This is a genomic window from Clostridium perfringens (assembly GCF_016027375.1).
Taxonomy (GTDB): domain Bacteria; phylum Bacillota; class Clostridia; order Clostridiales; family Clostridiaceae; genus Sarcina; species Sarcina perfringens.
Window position 1 is genome coordinate 2,079,814 of the sequence record NZ_CP065681.1, and the last position, 18,558, is coordinate 2,098,371.

The following is an 18,558-nucleotide window of genomic DNA, read 5'->3' on the forward strand; positions in this document are numbered from 1 at the left end:
TTTATTAAGAATTTTTACCGCATCCAGAACACGTGCTACAATTATGTTCTAAACATTTAGCCTTTGTCCCTTCCTTTTCAGCTTTCTTTATATTTCTATAATTTAAGAAAGTCATTAATGCTCCTAAGGTTAAAAATGCACCTGGAGCTAATATCATAATAGTAGCTGGCTTAAATCCCTCTGGCATAATGCTCTTTCCTAAAAATGTTCCAGCACCTAATATTTCTCTAAAAGTTCCTATAGAAAATAACGCTATAGTAAATCCAATTCCCATTCCAATGGCATCAAAAATAGATGGTAGAATTTTGTTATTTGAAGCATAAGCCTCAGCTCTCCCTAATATAACGCAGTTAACCACTATAAGAGGTATAAAAATTCCTAAGGATTTATATAATGATTGAACATAAGCATTCATTAACATATCAACCACAGTAACAAAGGATGCAATTATAACTATATATGCAGGAATTCTTATTTTATTTGGTATAAACTTTCTTAAGGCTGAAATTATCATATTAGAAAAAATTAAAACCACTGTAGAAGCTATTCCCATGCCCACGGCATTTTCAACACTTGAAGTAACTGCTAGGGTTGGACACATAGCTAATACTTGAACAAATATAGGATTTTCAGTAACTATACCATTTTTTAATCTTTCAAATAAAACTTTCAAAAATATCCCTCCCTAATTTAACTAAGATTATTATTATAGAAATTAATCACATTAGTAATTCCTTTTATAATAGCCATTGAGCTCTTAGTTGCTCCACTTATTGAATCAACATTAACAACTTCACCATAAACACTTAAATCAATTTCATTTGTGTTTTCTTTAACTGAAAGTTTATCTAGGGAAGATACTCCTATAAAAGAATTTAAAAAGTTTTCATCTTCTATTAAATCTCCTAGTCCAGCAGTTTCTTTATGATCTATTATTTGTACCCCTGTAATTATTCCACCTGTTGAAATTCCAAGGGCAAATTTAATCGGTTTCTCTTCATACATACCAACTTCACTAGCTTCTATGGCATAACCAATCTCTTTTTCTCCATTAGATACTATAGAAACCTTATCTATTCCCTCTTCTAATTCAATAGTTAATTCCGTTATATCTCCTTCTAGATTAATCTTTGATAAATTTAAGATCTTTTCCTTTGATAGATCTTCACCTAAAACATTTTCTTTATAAAAACTAATTGCATCATTTATTCCACTTGAAACGGCATTTGATGATATAGTTGCTCCTGTTATTCCTTGAATTTCCCCCTGAGAACTTGGTGAGGTTTTAACTATTTTTATATTATCTTCAATGGTTAAACCTTTAAACTTTTCAGAAAAAGAACTCTCTTCAACCTTAGCTCCTAAACCTGGAGTCTCTGCTTGGGATAATACTTTAACTCCACTAATTTCTCTATTCTTATCAATAGCTACTACCATATCTATTGGCCCATTAAATCCCTTTGGAGAAACCTTTATAATATATCCTTCATTTTCAGAACCATTTTTAGCTTGGAACACTTCTGATATAGTTGAATCTTCATTCTTTTCAAAAGCAAAATCTTCTAATTTATTTGCTTTAGGCAATATTTCCTTTAAATCATCTGCACTTAACTTTGCATTTTGAGCAATAACTTCTTTTGTAAATTCATTTGCAAAACCTAAGAATACTCCTGCAAAAGAGGTTATTAAACAAAGTATAATGCCTAATTTTAGATTTTCTTTCATGATATTTTCCCTCCCATAAATAAATAATTTAAAAATCTAAAATCCTTAGTACACTACTTTAAAATTACTAGTTAATTGTGATTTTAATAAATCAATATTTCATTAGCATTATTCTTTTTAGGCTATATTAAAAGGTAGTGTTTTAACTCTTAAAATATTACAAAAAATAAAAAAAACATAAGACTAGATTTGTTTAGCCTTATGTTTCTTAAAAATATAAATTTTTGCTTCTAATAAATATATCTTTTTTCTATGCTTGAATCTGATATTATAGGTGAAATATCAACTTTTAAAACTGAATCTTTAGAGCAGTTTTCCATAGAAATAATAGTTATATTCATATTTACTTTTCCTAATATTTTTACAGGTACATTGTTATTAAATATTACACTTCTCTCTTTAAATCTTCTATAAATCATTCTAAATATATCATAGAAAACATTATTTTTAATTTCTCTGCTTATGCCTAAGCCATGAACATTACCACATTCAATTATTCCTATTTCCATATCCTTATCTGCCTTAAAAAGACAACCATATCCTACAGTTTGTCCCTTTGAAACTTTATAGGTATTTACTGGTTTTGCATAGTATTCATAAGTCTTTTTAATTCCTTTATTAAAGCCTATATATCCATAAAGCACATTACCGGCTCTTGCCCCTGTAGTAAAATCACATGCTTTTCTTAATTGATCATTTACAATAGCACTTGACGCCATGCAGTGTATTATTCTTACTTTATCTTTATACTTTTCAACTGTAGATTTAAATAATTCTATTTGTTTTAAAGTATAATTAACATCCTTAGCATTATGTAAATGAGTATAGATACCATCTATTTCAAGGTTAGGAAATTCATTTTTAACTCTTTCTATAAATGAATCTAACTTGTTAGGCTTTATGCCCATTCTGTTCATACCTGTATCTACATATATATGTACTCTTTTCTTTGTTTCCTTATCTAATTCATTTAATATTTCCTCATTATCTAAAGTTAATATTAAATTATCTCTTTCATCTTTAAAATCATCTTTTGTACATAAAGGTGATAAGATAAGTATATCCTTATTAATATTATCTAAGCATAAGCTTTCATCAATATTACCTACTGCTATTATGTCAGCCTTATCTTCTATAAATTCAGCAATTTTTTTACTGCCTAATCCATATGCATCTCCCTTTATAACTGCAATTAGCTTTTTATTTTGTATTAAATCTCTTATTACATTTATATTATTCTCTATATTTTTTAAATTTACATCGCACCAAAAATAATTACTCATTTTAAAATCCTCTTTCTACATTGAAATTACATTTTATATGATAACATTTTTTTATGAATATATAAATTACTAATTTATACCTAAATAAAAAAATCCCTTTACTCTTTAAAGCAAAGGGAAAAATTAATGCCTACGTAAGCCTTTTTAAAGACTCAAAAATAGTATATTCCTAATAATAATTATTTATTCTCTTTATTTTCTTTTAAAATATCAGCAATAGCTGCTATACTTCCTAAAGAGGAAACTGCTTCATTAGGTAAAATAAGCTTATTAGCTGGATTTGCTGCCATTTCTTTTAATGCTTCAACTTGTTTTAAAGCAATTACTACTTCGTTAGTTCCAGATTCAATTATTGAAGTATTTATTCTTTCAATAGCTGCAGCTTCTGCCTTTGAAACCTCTTCAATAGCTCTAGCCTTACCTTCAGCTTCAAGTAATTGAGATTCTTTTAAACCTTCAGCATGTCTTATATTAGCTTCTTTTTCAGCCTCAGCTCTTAAAATTTTAGCTTGCTTTTCAGCTTCTGCTCTTGCTATTTCACTTTGTTTTAAACCTTCAGCTTGTAATATAGTAGCTCTCTTATCTCTTTCTGCCTTCATTTGTTTTTCCATGGCATCTTGAATTTCAGCTGGAGGAATTATATTTTTAATTTCTACAGAAAGTATCTTTATACCATAAGCATCTGTTATAGAATCTATTATTGTTAAAAGCTCTAAGTTTATTTTATCTCTACCTGATAAAACTTCATCTAAAGACATATTACCTACTATGTTTCTCATGTTTGTTATTGTTGAGTAAACTATACCTGATTTAAAATCTTCTATATTATAAACAGCATCTTTAGCATTTAATACTTTATAGAATATAACATTATCAATTTCAATTTTTACGTTATCCTTTGTTATTACATATTGTGGAGGTATATCTAGAATTTGTTGCTTTGTTGAAATTTTCTTTCTTACAAAGTCAGCGAAAGGAATAACTAAATGCCAACCTGGCTCTAAAATTTTACTAAATTGTCCAAAACGTTCTAACACATAAACATATCCTGTATTTACAACCTTGATTGATGAAATTGCTGCAAATACCACTATTAATAATAAGATTATAATAATTACAGTAGCTACCATGAGTAACCCCTCCTAGTTTTTATTTTTTTATTAGAATTTTATTTCCTTCTATTCCTATGATCTCGACTTCTGTACCTTTCTTTAATGGTCCACTAACACTTTTAAATGTCCAATAAATCCCCTCAAATTTAATCAATGATGAATCTTCTACATTTTCATCTAATATAATTTTTCTTCCTATATAGGATTGTTCCATGGTTTTTGTTCCTATATTATCTACTTTTATCTTTCTTTTAATTTTAGGATAAACATAGAAGAAAAATAAAATTGTTATTATGGAGAATAGTATGAATTGTAATATTACATTCACATCTAGAAATGCTAATACTAAACCACCTAAAGCCCCAAAGGAAAATCCAACAAATAGAACATCAGAACTTAAATAGTCTATTATTATTCCAGCTAGAATAACTACTACCCAAAGCCATAACATAGTTTGCCCCCTCCTTTTTTTATTAATTTTAACTTTTTATTAATATTTACTTTATTATACAGTTTATACATTATTATTTCAAGTACTATTTTAAACTTTTTTAAATAATATTTTTAAACTCAATAAGAGTTAATTAATACTGTTTATCTCCAGTTGATTTTCTTATAAATTCACATTAATATTTAATATATAGTTTTGTTTAGTAAAAGTTACTACTATAAGAAAATATTATTTAAAAATCTAGTTTTACTTAAAGGATAAACTTTTATTACTATAGAAATACTAAAAATAAAAATATACTGGAGATGATGCTATGGATTTCATAAAAGTAGGTGCAGCTTCACCTAAATTAAAAATAAGCGATACAAAATATAATATTAAAGAAATAGAAACTATGATTTTAAATGCTATAGAAGAAGAAGTTAAGGTTTTAGTTTTTCCTGAGCTAAGTATATCAGCATACTCTTGTGGTGATTTATTTACCAACGAAAAGTTAATTGAAAATTGTAATTTAGCAATAAAAAATCTAGTTGAATTTTCTAAAGGCAAAGATATTTTAATGGCTGTTGGTGCTCCTTTTTTATATAGATATTCCTTATATAATTGCGCATATGTAATATTAAATGGAAAAGTTTTAGGTATAGTGCCAAAAAGCTATATACCAAACTACTCTGAGTTTTATGAAAAAAGATGGTTTACAGAAGGTTTTAATATAAAAGGATTAAATGTTGATTTAGATTTTCAAAAGGAAGTACCTTTTGGAACTGATTTAATATTCTCATTTAAAAATTTAAAAGTAGGTTTTGAAATTTGTGAAGATCTTTGGGTTACTATACCACCTAGCTCTAATTTAGCTTTAATGGGTGCTAACCTTATTTGTAATCTTTCAGCTTCTAATGAACTTGTATCAAAAAGTTCTTATAGAAAATCATTAGTTCAAAACCAAAGTGCTAGAACAATGTGTTCTTATATTTATTCTTCAGCAGGAGTTCATGAATCAACTACAGATTTATTATTTAGTGGTCACATGATAATAGCTGAAAATGGAACTATTATAAAAGAAAATAATAGATTCAAAAGAGAAAATGATTTATTAACTGGTATAGTTGATTTATTTAAATTAGACGCAGAAAGAATAAAAAATATAAGTTTTAGAAATTCAACTTTTAATGAAAATAATGAACCTAGATTTATTCCTTTTAATTTAGAAAATACAGAGATTAAAAACTTTGATAGAGAAATAGATAAACATCCTTTCTTACCAAAATCTCAGTATGCTATGGAAGCACGTTGTGAAGAAATATTAAACATACAAGCTGCTGCCCTTGCTAAAAGATTAGAGCATACAAACCTTAAGAAAGCAGTAATTGGTATTTCAGGAGGATTGGATTCTACTCTTGCCCTATTAGTTGTGGTAAAAACCTTTGATATGCTAAATATACCAAGAGAAAATATAATAACTATAACTATGCCTGGTTTTGGAACTACAGATAGAACATATAACAATGCAGTAACTTTATGCAAAGAACTTCACTGTGATTTTAGAGAAATAAATATAGTAAATGCTGCTCTTCAACATTTTGAAGATATAGGCCATGATAAAGATATTCATGATGTAACATATGAAAATGTTCAAGCGAGAGAAAGAACTCAAATACTTATGGATTTAGCTAATAAGGAAGGTGGATTATTAATAGGTACTGGAGATCTTTCTGAACTAGCTTTAGGATGGTGTACTTATAATGGAGATCATATGTCAATGTACTCAGTAAACTGCTCTATTCCTAAAACTTTAGTTAGATTCTTAGTTAATTATTTTGCTAATCATGAAATTTCAAATGATGCTAAGGAAGCTTTATTAGATATTTTAGATACTCCTGTAAGTCCAGAATTATTACCAAAGGATAAAGAAGGTAAAATAGCTCAGAAAACAGAAGACATTGTTGGCCCTTATGAACTTCATGATTTCTTCTTATATCATTTTATAAAGCATGGATCAAGTCCTGAAAGAATACTATTCTTAGCTAAGGAAGCATTTAAAAATGATTATAATGAAGAAACTCTAAAAAAATGGCTAGATAAGTTTATAAGAAGATTCTTTACTCAACAATTTAAGCGTTCTGCTCTTCCAGATGGACCAAAGGTTGGTTCTATATCACTTTCTCCTAGAGGTGATTGGAGAATGCCTTCAGATGCTGTATATAATGACTTTTTAATTTAGTAATATTAAAAAGCTTAAAATATGAACTATAAACATTTTCTTCACATTATTTTTAATTAATAAAAAATAATTTTAGACTCTGTTTATAGTTCTTTTTTGCTTATTTATAACTATCATTTAAAATTTAATTTTTAAATAAGGGTAAAACTCCTAAATAGATTAATTTTACTATTTTTGATTCTTTTTTATATAATAAAATCTTATTTTGTAAAAAAAATAAGAACATTGACATAGTTTTGCCAAAAATATATTGTAAAATTTTATATATATAATGTATAATTAGAATTTAGACAGATACTTATTTATTTTATCGAAATATGTTTGATAAAAATTATTGAAAAAGGAGGAGCTATAAAGCTATGAGTAAATATGATAAAAAACTTAAAAAAGCGTTAGCTCAATATGAAAATGGGAATTATGAAGAAGCATTAGATATATGTGAAAAAGTTCTTGATAAGGACTACAATAATGAGGAAGCTCTTACACTAGAAAGTAGAGCACTTGAAAAGCTTAACAGAATAAGCGATGCTATTGTTTCTTGGAAAATAAATGCTGAGTATAATAACAATGAGGAAGCTAGAACAAAACTTGATAAATTTAATAATTTAGATGAAAAAAAACTAGCAATGAGTACTATATTCAGTGAAACTATGAAGGATGAAATTAAGGCTAGACTTCAAGAAGAAGCTCAAAAAGAATATGCTAAGCAATTAGAAAAGAGAGATTCTGAAATTAAGCCATTACCTAAAGACACTGAAAAAGAGAAAGAAAACAAAAAGGTTGAACAAGCTCCAGTTATTAAGATAAATAAAGAAAAACCTAGAGAAGATGTTAAGATTGATGATATAAAACCATTAGATCATAAAGCTAAAGAAACTTCAAAGACTGAAAGTAATCATCTTGATAATGTGACAAAGGTAGATTTCCATAAAAAAGATGAAATTAAAAAATCTAAAGATAAACCTAAGGATGATAATGAACCTAAAGTTATTAGTACTCCTAATTTTAAAAACGAGAAATCTAACGCTAAAAAATCTAACAAAAAGAAACCAGTTAAGTATATAGCTGTAGCTGTTTCAGGTGCTATAGTTTTATTACTTGCTTATGGAGTAACAAAAAATTTAAAAACTACAGATGCTAGTAAAAATCAAATAACAGCAAGTGAAGAAGCTAATAATAATGCTAACAAGACTGAAAATTCAACTGACAATAAGACAAATGAAGATTCAAAAAAAGAAACAGAAACTAAGACTATTACTGCTGATGAATTAAATAAAGCTATTAGTAATAATGATATAAATTCTCTTTATACACTATTAACTTCTACTCCTAAGGATAAAGTACCTCAAGATGCCTTAGATGCTTATAATAAAGCAGAAAATTTAATGAAAACTGATGGGGTTAAGGATTTATACTTAAAAGGATCAGATTTATTTAAAGAGAAAAAATATGAAGATGCCCTTAAGGACTTTGAAAAAGCATATGCCTTTTCATCTGATTCTTACTTGAGACCTCACTTAATTTATTTCATGGGAACTTCTTATGAAAACTTAGATAAAAATACAGAGGCAATCAAGTATTTCCAAGAATATTTAAAGGATTATAAGGCAAAGCCAGATGCTGAAGATTTTATGTACACACCTCAATGTTTATATAACTTAGCTATTTTATATAATAAAGAAGGTAACAGTGCTGAATCTAAAAAATACGCGCAAGAAATTGAAAATGATTATCCAAACACAATGTTCTACAATGATGTTACTAAAAAAATTATATACGGTAATTAATAAAAAAGCACAAGGAATAATTCCTTGTGCTTTTTTATTATCTATAAATTAAAACTTTATAGATAATTATTTTAAAATCTCTTCTCATACAAATTTTTCAATAAATTTATATAAGTTATAGTGTCTTATATTGCTTCTGAATCTGGGAAAATCATATTTGCAACCTTCTCAAACTCTACTCCAACATATTTTGAACTATGAGAATCAGATCCTAATACCATAGGTATATTATACTTTAAGCATAAATCTAAAAATATTCCTTGAGGATGAACCTCTCCACATTTCGCTCTTCTAAGGCCTGAAGTATTTAAATCAATTTCATAATTTCCTTTTTTCATTTCTTTTAGAATACTCTCTAAAAGCTTAATATTATATTTTTCATTAGGAAAATCTGCTTTATACTTCCTAACTAAAGTTGGATGTCCTATTCTTTTAGGTTTAAAGGCTCCTAGATCGCATTTAATTGACTTTAACATAGTTTCATAGTATAGATCATAAAGCTTGTCCATTCCGCCAATTTTCTCTACTAATTCACCAATCATATCTGATCCATTACCTATTTGATAATACTCTCCTTGAAACTTTACTATATGAACTGAAAGAATTGCATCATCTAAATATTTTCCATACTTATTTAATATAGCTTTAGTCTCTTCTTCATACCCTTCCACATAATCAACCTCTAAGCCTACATTAACTTTAATTTTATCCTTAACCTTTTCTTTTAGCTCAGTTATTCCTTTTATGTACTCCTCTAATCTTTCCATAGGTAAAGCACTGTTTTTTCTTGGTGAAGGGTCTTCCATAGGTAGTGGCATATGTTCTGTAAAAGTTATTTCTGTAATCCCATTTCTTAATGCAGTATCAATGTACATATCTAGACTATCATTGCTACCATGTGGGCAATAAGTACTATGAACATGTCCATCTCTTTTTGTGTTTAAAATCATTTTATCCTCCGTATTATGCTGCTATAAATTTTGTCAAAATCTAAAATCTTAATAAAAAGATTCATTTAGATTTAAAAAATTAAAAACTCTAAGAATAAACTTTATTATAATTTACAATTAGTTTTTAATCCATTTATATTATACCTTATTAAATTAATAAGACAACATACTACCAATATACTGATATTTTAATTCTAATTCACATATTACTGGGTAATGATCCGAAGGATATCCCCCATTTATTTTTCTATCATCAATATTTAAACTTTTTATTTCATATTCCTTTGAGTATAGTATATAATCTATTATTCTCCCATCATATCCCCCTTTAAAATAATGAAAAGTTCCAAGTATGTTATTTTTTATATTATCATAACATACATTAAAGCATGTATTGTTTGTTTCTTCTTCCCTGATTATATTAAAAAGATTATCCTCTAAATAACAATTGAAATCACCCATTATTATATATGGAGTTTTATAAATTTTATAAATTTTCTTCACTTCTTTTAATATTATTTTTATGCCTTCTTCCCTTGCAAGTTCACTTTCATGATCTAAATGAGTGTTATATATATCTATCTTTAATCCGCTTATTTTATCCTTTAACTTAAGCTTAGTACATATTCTAGGAAGACTACTATTAAAATCTTTACTTCCCTTAATATTAGGAGTTTTAGATAACCAAAACTGATTCCACTCTAGTACTTCAAACTTATTTTTTAAAAAGAAAATTGCATTAAATTCATCTTTTCCATTTCCTTCTCGATCTTCTCCAACCCATGAATACTCATCTAATAAATCATCCATATCATCTAACATATGAATAAGTCCCTCTTGAGTACCTATTATATCTGGCAAATGGTCTTTTATTAGCTTTGTAATTCTTAAACATCTTTGACTCCATTCATTATTGTCTTGTGCTTTAAAATCATATTTTAAATTAAATGTCATAACCTTTAAATTTCTCATAATTATTAGCTTAATTAATAAATTAATTAAACCTATCCCCCTTTATCTAAATCTTTTTAAAATAAGCTCTGTTTTAAAAGTTAGGGTTTACTTAAAACAGAGCCTAAAACAATTATAATATTTATATAGATATGTTTTATAGTGACAAATTCTAATTTATATGTACTTATTTTAAATTAAATATAAATTATTAAAATTTCAAATTAGACACTTGCTTAAACATATTTATTTCCTTTTCAGATTCTACAGAATCTAAAGTTTCATTCCAATCTTTATCAAAATTAATCTTAAATAGTTCCACATGAGTCTTATCATTTTTAGGTGCCATTGCTACATATTCTGCACCACAAATTAATTTTTGTTCTAAAACCAGATATTCAATCTTTTTTCCATTTTCATCTCTAAAAGATACTACTTGATTATCATTCATTTTTATTTCCTCCTTTAAATTTTTCTTTCTTATTTATTATTTTATATATTTTTTTATTTATTCTTTTTTAATTTAATATTCATTTACGAGTATATTATATACGATATTAAATGAGTATTATTAATAATTGTTTTAAACTTCATAAAATAAGTAAATAATTATATGTTCTTTTATAAAATAAATTTCTAAAATTTAAAGCTAATAATTATTTATTTAAATTCCTATTTAAAATTAATAATTATTAAAATCTAGACAAAATAAAAACAAACCACCTTAATTAAATACTAAGATGATTTGTTTTTTGTTATTTATATTTTATAGCTATAATTACATTCCATAAAATCTGAATTACTAAAACTATAATTCCTATGATTATAAAATAATAATAAGCTAAAAGATTTTGAAAAAATGTTAGCTTTATAACAAGAATTAATATAATAGCCATAATGCTTGTTATTATAGTTTGAATTTTATAAAAACCACTCTTTTTAGCTTTTATAGAATAAATAAACCATATAAAAAATACTAAAGATATAATTAAAGCTATAATTGATAAAATATTTAAATTTTCAATACTTATGCTATTTGAATATTGATATTTCCTAAAATAAACATGGTGCATTACACCAGCTTTTTTATTAGTTAAATATTGAATAGCAATTACCCCAATCCATAATATGGTTTGAATTATTACTATTATTGGATATAGTATTTTTTTTATTTTATCCATGAACTATTTTGTAGGCTCTCCAGTAATTGATGGATTTCCACCATTACTCCAACCAATCCATCCATCACTGTATATAGATGTATTTTTTAGTCCCATTACATTAGCATAAGTGTAAACCTCAGCTGCACGCCATCCACTACCACACATAAATGCAAGATGATTTTTTAAGTTTATTCCTTGATCTTCCCACATTTTTTCTATTTCATATCCATTTCTCATTGTATTATCTACATTTCTATAATACTCTAAAGATGTTGGACCATTTACTCCTGCGTATCCAAAAACAGCACCTTCTATACGGCCTTTTTTATCATGATAGCTATATCCTGATATTTTACCTATATATTCATCCCAAGTACGGTTATCAACTAAAGTAAAGTCAGATTTTTTAAGGTCTTCTTTAAGATCTGGTATAGTAGTAATTACTTCAGGATCTGCTGGTATAGTAGCACCAAAATCTACTCCTGGAGTTTTAGGATTAACCTTAGTTTCTAATTCATATCCAGCACTAGTCCAAGCTCCATCGCCTCCATTTAATACTCTTACATCTTTAACACCCATGTATTTTAAAACACTAGCTAAACGATAAGCTGCCATTTGCTCAGCACCTGTAAGTATTATTGTATCATCTTTATTAATTCCATAGTCTGAAGCAAATTGAGTTAATGTCTTATCATCTGCAAGCATCCAAGTTGGAGGTGGTTCTATAGTGTCTGTATTTATATGTACACTTGTAGGAACGTGTCCCTTTCCATATGTTTGATTTTCATCTCCCCAGCTTGCCTCAAGTACTTTTATGTTTTTAGCATTTTCAAAAGTTTCTGGTTTATTTCCATCAATAACTTCCTTTAATATTTTAGCAGGAACTATTAAACTATAGTCTTCATATTTCTCTAAAGGAAGATCTTTATCACTAGCCCACTCTTTAATATCATATGAATAAAGATTTTTATATCCTTTTTTTGAAAGATAGTCAGCAACTACCTTTGAATCTTCTCCATTAGCATCATATAATATTATGTTCTTATCTGTAGTTATCCCTTTAGTTTTTAAGGCTTCATCTAATTTATTTTCTTTATCCTTAGCATCAACCTTTATCCAGTTTGCAGAAAAGTCCTCTGCATTTGGAATGTGTCCTCCCCTAGCTTCATCATATAATATCCACCCATTATATGAATCACTTAAACGTGTATCAACAGCTATCCAAGAATTATCTTTTAAATTTTCTTGTACTTCTTTTGTGCTTAAAGATTTAATAGAAGTATTTGTTTCATTACTTTTATTTCCAGAACAGGCCATAAAAGTTACAGTTGTAGATACTGCCATTAAACCTAAAGTTAATTTTTTTAATAAACTCATCTTTTCCTCCTTAGTTTTATTAATTTTCTATTAATTTTAGTACCATTAAAAATAATATCAAATTTATATTATTTAGTAAATAACTATTAAAAATTATTAAATTCACACCAATTTACTAATTTTATTGAATTTATTATTATTTTTTCCATAAAATATATTTATTTTATTATTTTCTCTTTTTTATTAAATATTTTTATGAGTATTTTTAAGTATTTTTTGATTAATTTATTAGATTCAGTAAATTTAAGGAATTAAAGTGCATTTTTCGAAAGATTTTTTAACAAATATGGAGTATCATAAAAATATAAATATTAAATGAGGTGATTTTTTTTATGGAAATTAACAAAAATATAGTCAAATCAATAGCTGAACATCTTTCAGATAGACCTTTTGACTTAGAATATTGGGATGGTGAAATAATTAAGTATGGTGAAGGAGAACCTGAATTCAAGCTTATTATAAAAAATTTCCCAAGTAAAAAAGAACTTTTATCAGATCCTAGTGTAGCTTTAGGTGAAGCCTACATGAAAGGTGATATTGATATAGAAGGAGATCTTCAAAAATTCTTTGAAAGTATTATTCGTAACAAAGATAGCTTTATGAACAAAAATACAGTATTTAGACTTGCTTCTAAAATAAAAGCTCCATCTTTAATAAAATCAAAAAAAGATATAGCACATCACTATGATATAGGTAATGATTTTTATAGTTTATGGTTAGATAAAACAATGAGTTATTCATGTGGATATTTTAAAAATCCAACAGATACACTTTATGATGCCCAGATGAATAAAATACATCACATATTAAAGAAACTTAATTTAAAAGAAGGTCAACATTTATTAGATATAGGTTGTGGTTGGGGTTACTTAATAATAGAAGCTGCTAAACTTTATAAGGTAAAAGCTTTAGGTATAACTCTTAGTGAAGAACAATTTAAGAAAGCTAAAGAAAGAATAAAACAAGAAGGACTTGAAGATTTAGTTGATGTTCAATTAATGGATTATAGAAACTTAGAAAAATCCAACTTAGAGTTTGATAGAATTGTTAGTGTTGGTATGGCAGAACATGTTGGTCACGCTAACTTACCTTTATTCTTCAAAAATGTTGATTCTGTATTAAAAGAAAGTGGATTATTCCTATTACATAACATAACTAACCTTGTAGAGACAGAAGGAAACAAATGGATCACAACATACATATTCCCAGGTGGATACCTTCCAACATTAAGAGAAGAGCTTAATATTGCAGCAGATATTAACTTCCGTACATTAGATGTAGAAAGTTTAAGACTTCATTATATGAAAACATTAGAAGAATGGTGTAAAAACTTCATGAATCATTTAGATGAAGAAAGAGATATGTTTGATGATGAATTCTTAAGAATGTGGCATTTATATCTTGCTACTTGTGCAGCTGCATTCCACTATTGGGATATTGACATACATCAAATTCTATTCTCAAAAGGAATAAACAACACTCTTCCTATGACAAGAAAATATTTATATGAAGACTAATTAATATTAAAGTCTTTTATAAATTAAGTCTTATTATAAGGTTTTAATACAAGACCTTATATATTGTAACATATTAACTTTTTTAGCTATGTTCTCAAAGAATATCTTCTAAAATTATAGGAACAATATATATTGAATTTCTTTTTAGGAGGTATTTAAAATGAATAATAATAAATCAGCCCATGACATAGCTAAACAAATGATTATTGATGGTGAATCCTTCGATAAAATAAAAGAGGTTACTAACTTAAGATTAAAAGAGATAAAAAGAATTCAAAGAGATGAAATAAATCCAAAGTTTTAATTTCAATAATAAAAAATCCAACTTAAATTTAAGTTGGATTTTTTATTACATATTTTCAAACATTGATTTTAGTATTGATGTTGAATTTTTAACTCCCACAGGTATAAATTCTTTATAATCCATGTGAGCCCCATTATTAGCATTATCTGATATTGAACGTATTATTACAAATGGAATTTTATTAAGATATGCAACTTGAGCTATAGCTGCACTTTCCATTTCAACTGCCTTAGCATTAAACTCTTTATCTAATACTTTAACTTTATTACTATCTGCAATAAATTGGTCTCCAGATACTATTCTTCCTACATAAGTTTTAACCTCTGGAACATTTTTTGCAGCCTCTTTTGCTAAGTTTAATAATTTCTCATCAGCTTTAAAATCATAAACATCCATTCTAGGTATTTGTCCGATTTTATCTCCAAAAACAGATGCATCTACATCGTGTTGTACATATGTATCACCTATAACTATATCTCCTGGATATATATCTTTAGATACTCCTCCAGCAACCCCTATATTTATTAAAGATTTAACATTAAATTCACTTGCTAATATTTGAGTACATGAAGCTGCATTAACTTTTCCTACTCCTGATACAACAGCTACAACATGTTGCCCCCATAAGTCTCCATCATAAAAAGTTAAATCATTTCTTTTTACTTCCTTTTGATTTTTCATATCCTTAAGAAGTACTTCTAGTTCTTCATTCATAGCACCTATGATTCCTATAGTATTTTCTTCCTTAGATGCTTCTACATTTTTCTTGCTTTCACATGCAATTAAGCTAAAACTTGTAATTAATATAGCTAATAATACACTTGTTGTCTTTTTTAATATATTCAATTTGCCCCTCCTAAAAGTGTTTATTCGAACTATATATTATCTTTAAATTAAATAGTTCGTTATTCCACAAATAATTATACATAATATTTTTATAATTACAAGTATTTTTTTATATTTTTTAATAAAATCAAATATTAATTAATAGTAAACCAAAAATAGAGAGGAAAGTAATTTAAAAACTCTCCTCTCTGTTTTAAAAACTTATTAACTTTAAAGCTATTACGAATTTTATAATTTTCTTAAAATATTAATTAAATAAAAAACTTACTTAAATTAAAGGTTTTATTAATTATATTAAGTTATCATCTTTTAAAAGCTTATATAATGTTGGGCTTAAATTAAACTCATCCATAAGATTATTAACCTCATTTAAAGACTTTTCTTTCTTAGCCTTAGAAACATTTCCTTTAGTTGCTCTTATTAATATATTTTTAGGTGAATGTGCTATATCTATAAATTCTAAAAGCTGAGTTTTATATCCTGCACACTCTAAAAGATTAGCTCTAACTGAATCAGTCATAAGTGCTGATATTCTTTCTTTAATTATTCCATAGTTAGTAAGTATAGAAAACTTTTCACTTTCTATTTGACTATTAAATTCATGTTGACAACATGGAACTGAGAATATCATTTTACTATTCCACTTTATTGCATTATATAAAGCATAATCTGTTGCTGTATCACAAGCATGTAATGTTATTACCATATCTACTTTATTATTATATTTAAATCCATTTATATCTCCAAGCTCAAAATGTAAATTTTCATAATTATATTTTTTAGCTATTTCATTACATTTTTTTATAACATCAGCCTTTAAATCTAATCCTATCATATTAACTTTTATCTTTTTGATTTCAACAAAATAATAATATAATATAAATGTTAAATATGATTTACCACATCCAAAATCTAATATTGTAAGCTCTTTTTGATCTATCTTTTTTATTTCATCATCTATTATTTCTATAAATCTATTTATTTGCTTGTATTTATCATATTTAGAGTTTATAACCTTTCCTTCTTTAGTAAAAACTCCTAAGTCTATAAGAGGCTCTATAATCATTCCCTCTTCTAATATGTAGTTTTTCTTTCTATTATGTTCCTTCTTTAAAACTTTTAAAACCTCATTATTTTTCTTAATTCCTAAAAATACCTTTCCCTTTTTAGAAACCTTAAGATCGAAAGAACTTTCCTTAGAAAAAGCATTTAATTGCTTGTATTTAGAAATAAATAATTCTTCTACCTTCTCTTTAAGTTCTTTTTTTTCTATATTTTCATGAAAAACTTGTTTTTCAGTATATTTCTCTATTTGATAAAAATCCTTTTTATTTTTTTCTTTAAGCTGAAATACTATTTTTTTATATTCAGTATCCTTATTTAATTTATTACTAATTACTAGTTTTATGATTTCCTCTTCTGTAATCTTATCAATTGCTTTTATTAAATCATCCATTAAAACTCACCTTACAATCTATTATTAAAGTTAAACTTAACATTTTTCTAAAATAAACTCTTATCTCTGATTTTTATTAGTGTCTTTAAGTAAATTTTCTCCTTAAAAATTGACCCATTATAAATATCCATCATAGATTAAAGTTAAAGTAATATTAAACTTAACTTGCTATATAATATAATACATAAGATTTAAATATATATCAAATATGAGCTTATAATTTACATTAGAATATCTTTTATATTTAGAACTCTATTTTCTCCTAATAACTCTTTAGCAATATAACTTAAATTAAAATCCTCTGTAACCAAAGAAAATTCACATTTTTCTTTCAAAGCTACTATAAGTAACAAGTCATTTTTGCTTATCTTTTTTCCATTATAATAATAAAATTCACCTTTTATATGATCAAAATTTATCTCTTTAATAAAATTTTCTGCCATTATATTATCTAATTCAATTCTATAAGGAATTAACTTCATAAAACGCTCTGACATTATTAATTCACCATTAAATAACATTCTTTCTTTTTTTGCTAGTTCCTTAAGTATTTCATCTATAATTATAATTTCATTTTCCTGTAAAATATCATTAAATTCTTCTTTATTCCAAAGTTTTATAATAACATTAGTGTCTAGTATATAATTCCCCAAAATCATCACCTCTAAAAAAAAGCTTAAAGATATTATATAAAAAATATATAGCTAACAAATAAACTTTAATATTAATTTAATGAAAATATTATATTTAAAATAAATGTTTATTTCTAGATATAAAAGCTATTTAAGTCTAAATATATATAAAAATTTAAAATATGACTAATAAAAAGGTTTATAAAAGATTTTATCTCTTATAAACCTAATTAATAATTTCACCATAATTTATTTAGCATCAAGCTTATTTTTTATAACCCATTGATCTAACTCTTCTTCACTTTTTACTTCAAAAATTTCATCAATTATTTTTCCATTTTTCACATAATACATTGAAGGGGTAGAATCAAATTCTGGAAAAACCTTATTTATTTTCTTTCTATTATTTTGAATTTCCTCTTTAGATGTTCCTTCATTATCCAAAACAACTTCATGAATACTTACTTTGTGATTTTCTAAATAAGGAATTAATATCTTCTTTAAATTTATACAATCTTTACAAGTTGACTGAGTAAAAAGTATAATAGATTCTTCTTTTTCAGCAATTGTAATAGCATTATCTAATTTAATCTCTACTATACTCCCTTTAGAAGTATCTCTAAGATAATTTCCTTCTATACAACCAACTAAATTGAGTAATAGTATAAATATAAATACTATCTTTGTTATTTTTCTCATAATTTAACCCTCTCCCTAAAATGTATATCATTATATTCAAGGAGTAATAAAATTATACTTATCCTCCTTGAATAATTATTACTT

General features: G+C 26.0%; 18 protein-coding genes. 4 read left to right on the top strand and 14 right to left on the bottom strand.

What is annotated here, in order from left to right:
- Positions 1-4: 4 nt before the first annotated feature.
- The 5 genes from I6G60_RS09890 to I6G60_RS09910 form a co-directional block, all read right to left on the bottom strand.
- A complete protein-coding gene (locus I6G60_RS09890) occupies positions 5-673 on the bottom strand; it encodes an RnfABCDGE type electron transport complex subunit E (protein WP_003466556.1) in 669 nt (222 codons plus the stop codon).
- 17 nt (positions 674-690) lie between these two features.
- Positions 691-1,725 (bottom strand): RnfABCDGE type electron transport complex subunit G, encoded by a 1,035-nt coding sequence (locus tag I6G60_RS09895; RefSeq protein ID WP_025647764.1) that lies wholly within the window; start codon positions 1,723-1,725, stop codon positions 691-693.
- Between the two features lie 230 nt (positions 1,726-1,955).
- A complete protein-coding gene (locus I6G60_RS09900) occupies positions 1,956-3,008 on the bottom strand; it encodes an alanine racemase (RefSeq protein WP_110034734.1) in 1,053 nt (350 codons plus the stop codon).
- 179 nt (positions 3,009-3,187) lie between these two features.
- Complete coding sequence (locus tag I6G60_RS09905) at positions 3,188-4,138, bottom strand: SPFH domain-containing protein (protein ID WP_003448807.1); 951 nt, start codon at positions 4,136-4,138, stop codon at positions 3,188-3,190.
- Positions 4,139-4,157: 19 nt separating this feature from the next.
- Positions 4,158-4,571, bottom strand: a complete 414-nt coding sequence (locus I6G60_RS09910) for an NfeD family protein (RefSeq protein WP_003448822.1) — start codon at positions 4,569-4,571, stop codon at positions 4,158-4,160.
- Between the two features lie 313 nt (positions 4,572-4,884).
- Here I6G60_RS09910 and I6G60_RS09915 point away from each other — a divergent pair, with 313 nt between their 5' ends.
- Both I6G60_RS09915 and I6G60_RS09920 read left to right on the top strand, forming a co-directional pair.
- Entirely contained in the window at positions 4,885-6,792 is a 1,908-nt protein-coding gene (locus I6G60_RS09915; RefSeq protein ID WP_110034733.1) for an NAD(+) synthase, read from the top strand.
- A gap of 359 nt (positions 6,793-7,151) precedes the next feature.
- Entirely contained in the window at positions 7,152-8,579 is a 1,428-nt protein-coding gene (locus I6G60_RS09920; protein ID WP_197925271.1) for a tetratricopeptide repeat protein, read from the top strand.
- Positions 8,580-8,704: 125 nt separating this feature from the next.
- Here I6G60_RS09920 and hisJ read toward each other — a convergent pair whose 3' ends face one another.
- The 5 genes from hisJ to I6G60_RS09945 all read right to left on the bottom strand — a co-directional run bounded on the left by hisJ (position 8,705) and on the right by I6G60_RS09945 (position 13,020).
- Positions 8,705-9,529 carry a histidinol-phosphatase HisJ gene (gene hisJ, locus I6G60_RS09925; protein ID WP_003475556.1) on the bottom strand — a complete coding sequence of 275 codons (825 nt, stop codon included), beginning with the start codon at positions 9,527-9,529 and terminating at the stop codon, positions 8,705-8,707.
- Between the two features lie 153 nt (positions 9,530-9,682).
- Complete coding sequence (locus tag I6G60_RS09930) at positions 9,683-10,501, bottom strand: endonuclease/exonuclease/phosphatase family protein (protein ID WP_110034731.1); 819 nt, start codon at positions 10,499-10,501, stop codon at positions 9,683-9,685.
- A 190-nt stretch (positions 10,502-10,691) separates the two neighbouring features.
- Positions 10,692-10,931, bottom strand: a complete 240-nt coding sequence (locus tag I6G60_RS09935) for a DUF1292 domain-containing protein (RefSeq protein WP_003448834.1) — start codon at positions 10,929-10,931, stop codon at positions 10,692-10,694.
- A 304-nt stretch (positions 10,932-11,235) separates the two neighbouring features.
- On the bottom strand, positions 11,236-11,661 hold the full coding sequence (locus I6G60_RS09940; protein WP_025647771.1) for a hypothetical protein: 426 nt from the start codon (positions 11,659-11,661) through the stop codon (positions 11,236-11,238).
- A 3-nt stretch (positions 11,662-11,664) separates the two neighbouring features.
- A complete protein-coding gene (locus tag I6G60_RS09945; protein WP_110034730.1) occupies positions 11,665-13,020 on the bottom strand; it encodes a rhodanese-like domain-containing protein in 1,356 nt (451 codons plus the stop codon).
- A gap of 332 nt (positions 13,021-13,352) precedes the next feature.
- Between I6G60_RS09945 and I6G60_RS09950 the strand changes: the two genes are divergently transcribed.
- Together I6G60_RS09950 and I6G60_RS09955 are read left to right on the top strand one after the other, a co-directional pair.
- Positions 13,353-14,537, top strand: a complete 1,185-nt coding sequence (locus I6G60_RS09950; RefSeq protein ID WP_003448915.1) for an SAM-dependent methyltransferase — start codon at positions 13,353-13,355, stop codon at positions 14,535-14,537.
- Between the two features lie 160 nt (positions 14,538-14,697).
- The gene (locus I6G60_RS09955; RefSeq protein ID WP_003458600.1) at positions 14,698-14,841 is read left to right on the top strand and encodes a hypothetical protein; all 144 of its coding nucleotides are present in this window, start codon (positions 14,698-14,700) and stop codon (positions 14,839-14,841) included.
- A 45-nt stretch (positions 14,842-14,886) separates the two neighbouring features.
- Here I6G60_RS09955 and I6G60_RS09960 read toward each other — a convergent pair whose 3' ends face one another.
- The 4 genes from I6G60_RS09960 to I6G60_RS09975 all read right to left on the bottom strand — a co-directional run bounded on the left by I6G60_RS09960 (position 14,887) and on the right by I6G60_RS09975 (position 18,474).
- The gene (locus tag I6G60_RS09960; RefSeq protein WP_110034729.1) at positions 14,887-15,687 is read right to left on the bottom strand and encodes a 5'-methylthioadenosine/adenosylhomocysteine nucleosidase; all 801 of its coding nucleotides are present in this window, start codon (positions 15,685-15,687) and stop codon (positions 14,887-14,889) included.
- Between the two features lie 289 nt (positions 15,688-15,976).
- The gene (locus I6G60_RS09965; protein WP_110034728.1) at positions 15,977-17,143 is read right to left on the bottom strand and encodes a class I SAM-dependent methyltransferase; all 1,167 of its coding nucleotides are present in this window, start codon (positions 17,141-17,143) and stop codon (positions 15,977-15,979) included.
- Between the two features lie 221 nt (positions 17,144-17,364).
- Positions 17,365-17,796: a PIN domain-containing protein gene (locus tag I6G60_RS09970; RefSeq protein ID WP_057231393.1), complete on the bottom strand. Its 432-nt coding sequence runs from the start codon at positions 17,794-17,796 to the stop codon at positions 17,365-17,367.
- 228 nt (positions 17,797-18,024) lie between these two features.
- Positions 18,025-18,474 carry a thioredoxin domain-containing protein gene (locus tag I6G60_RS09975; protein WP_011590659.1) on the bottom strand — a complete coding sequence of 150 codons (450 nt, stop codon included), beginning with the start codon at positions 18,472-18,474 and terminating at the stop codon, positions 18,025-18,027.
- Between the last annotated feature and the right edge of the window lie 84 nt (positions 18,475-18,558).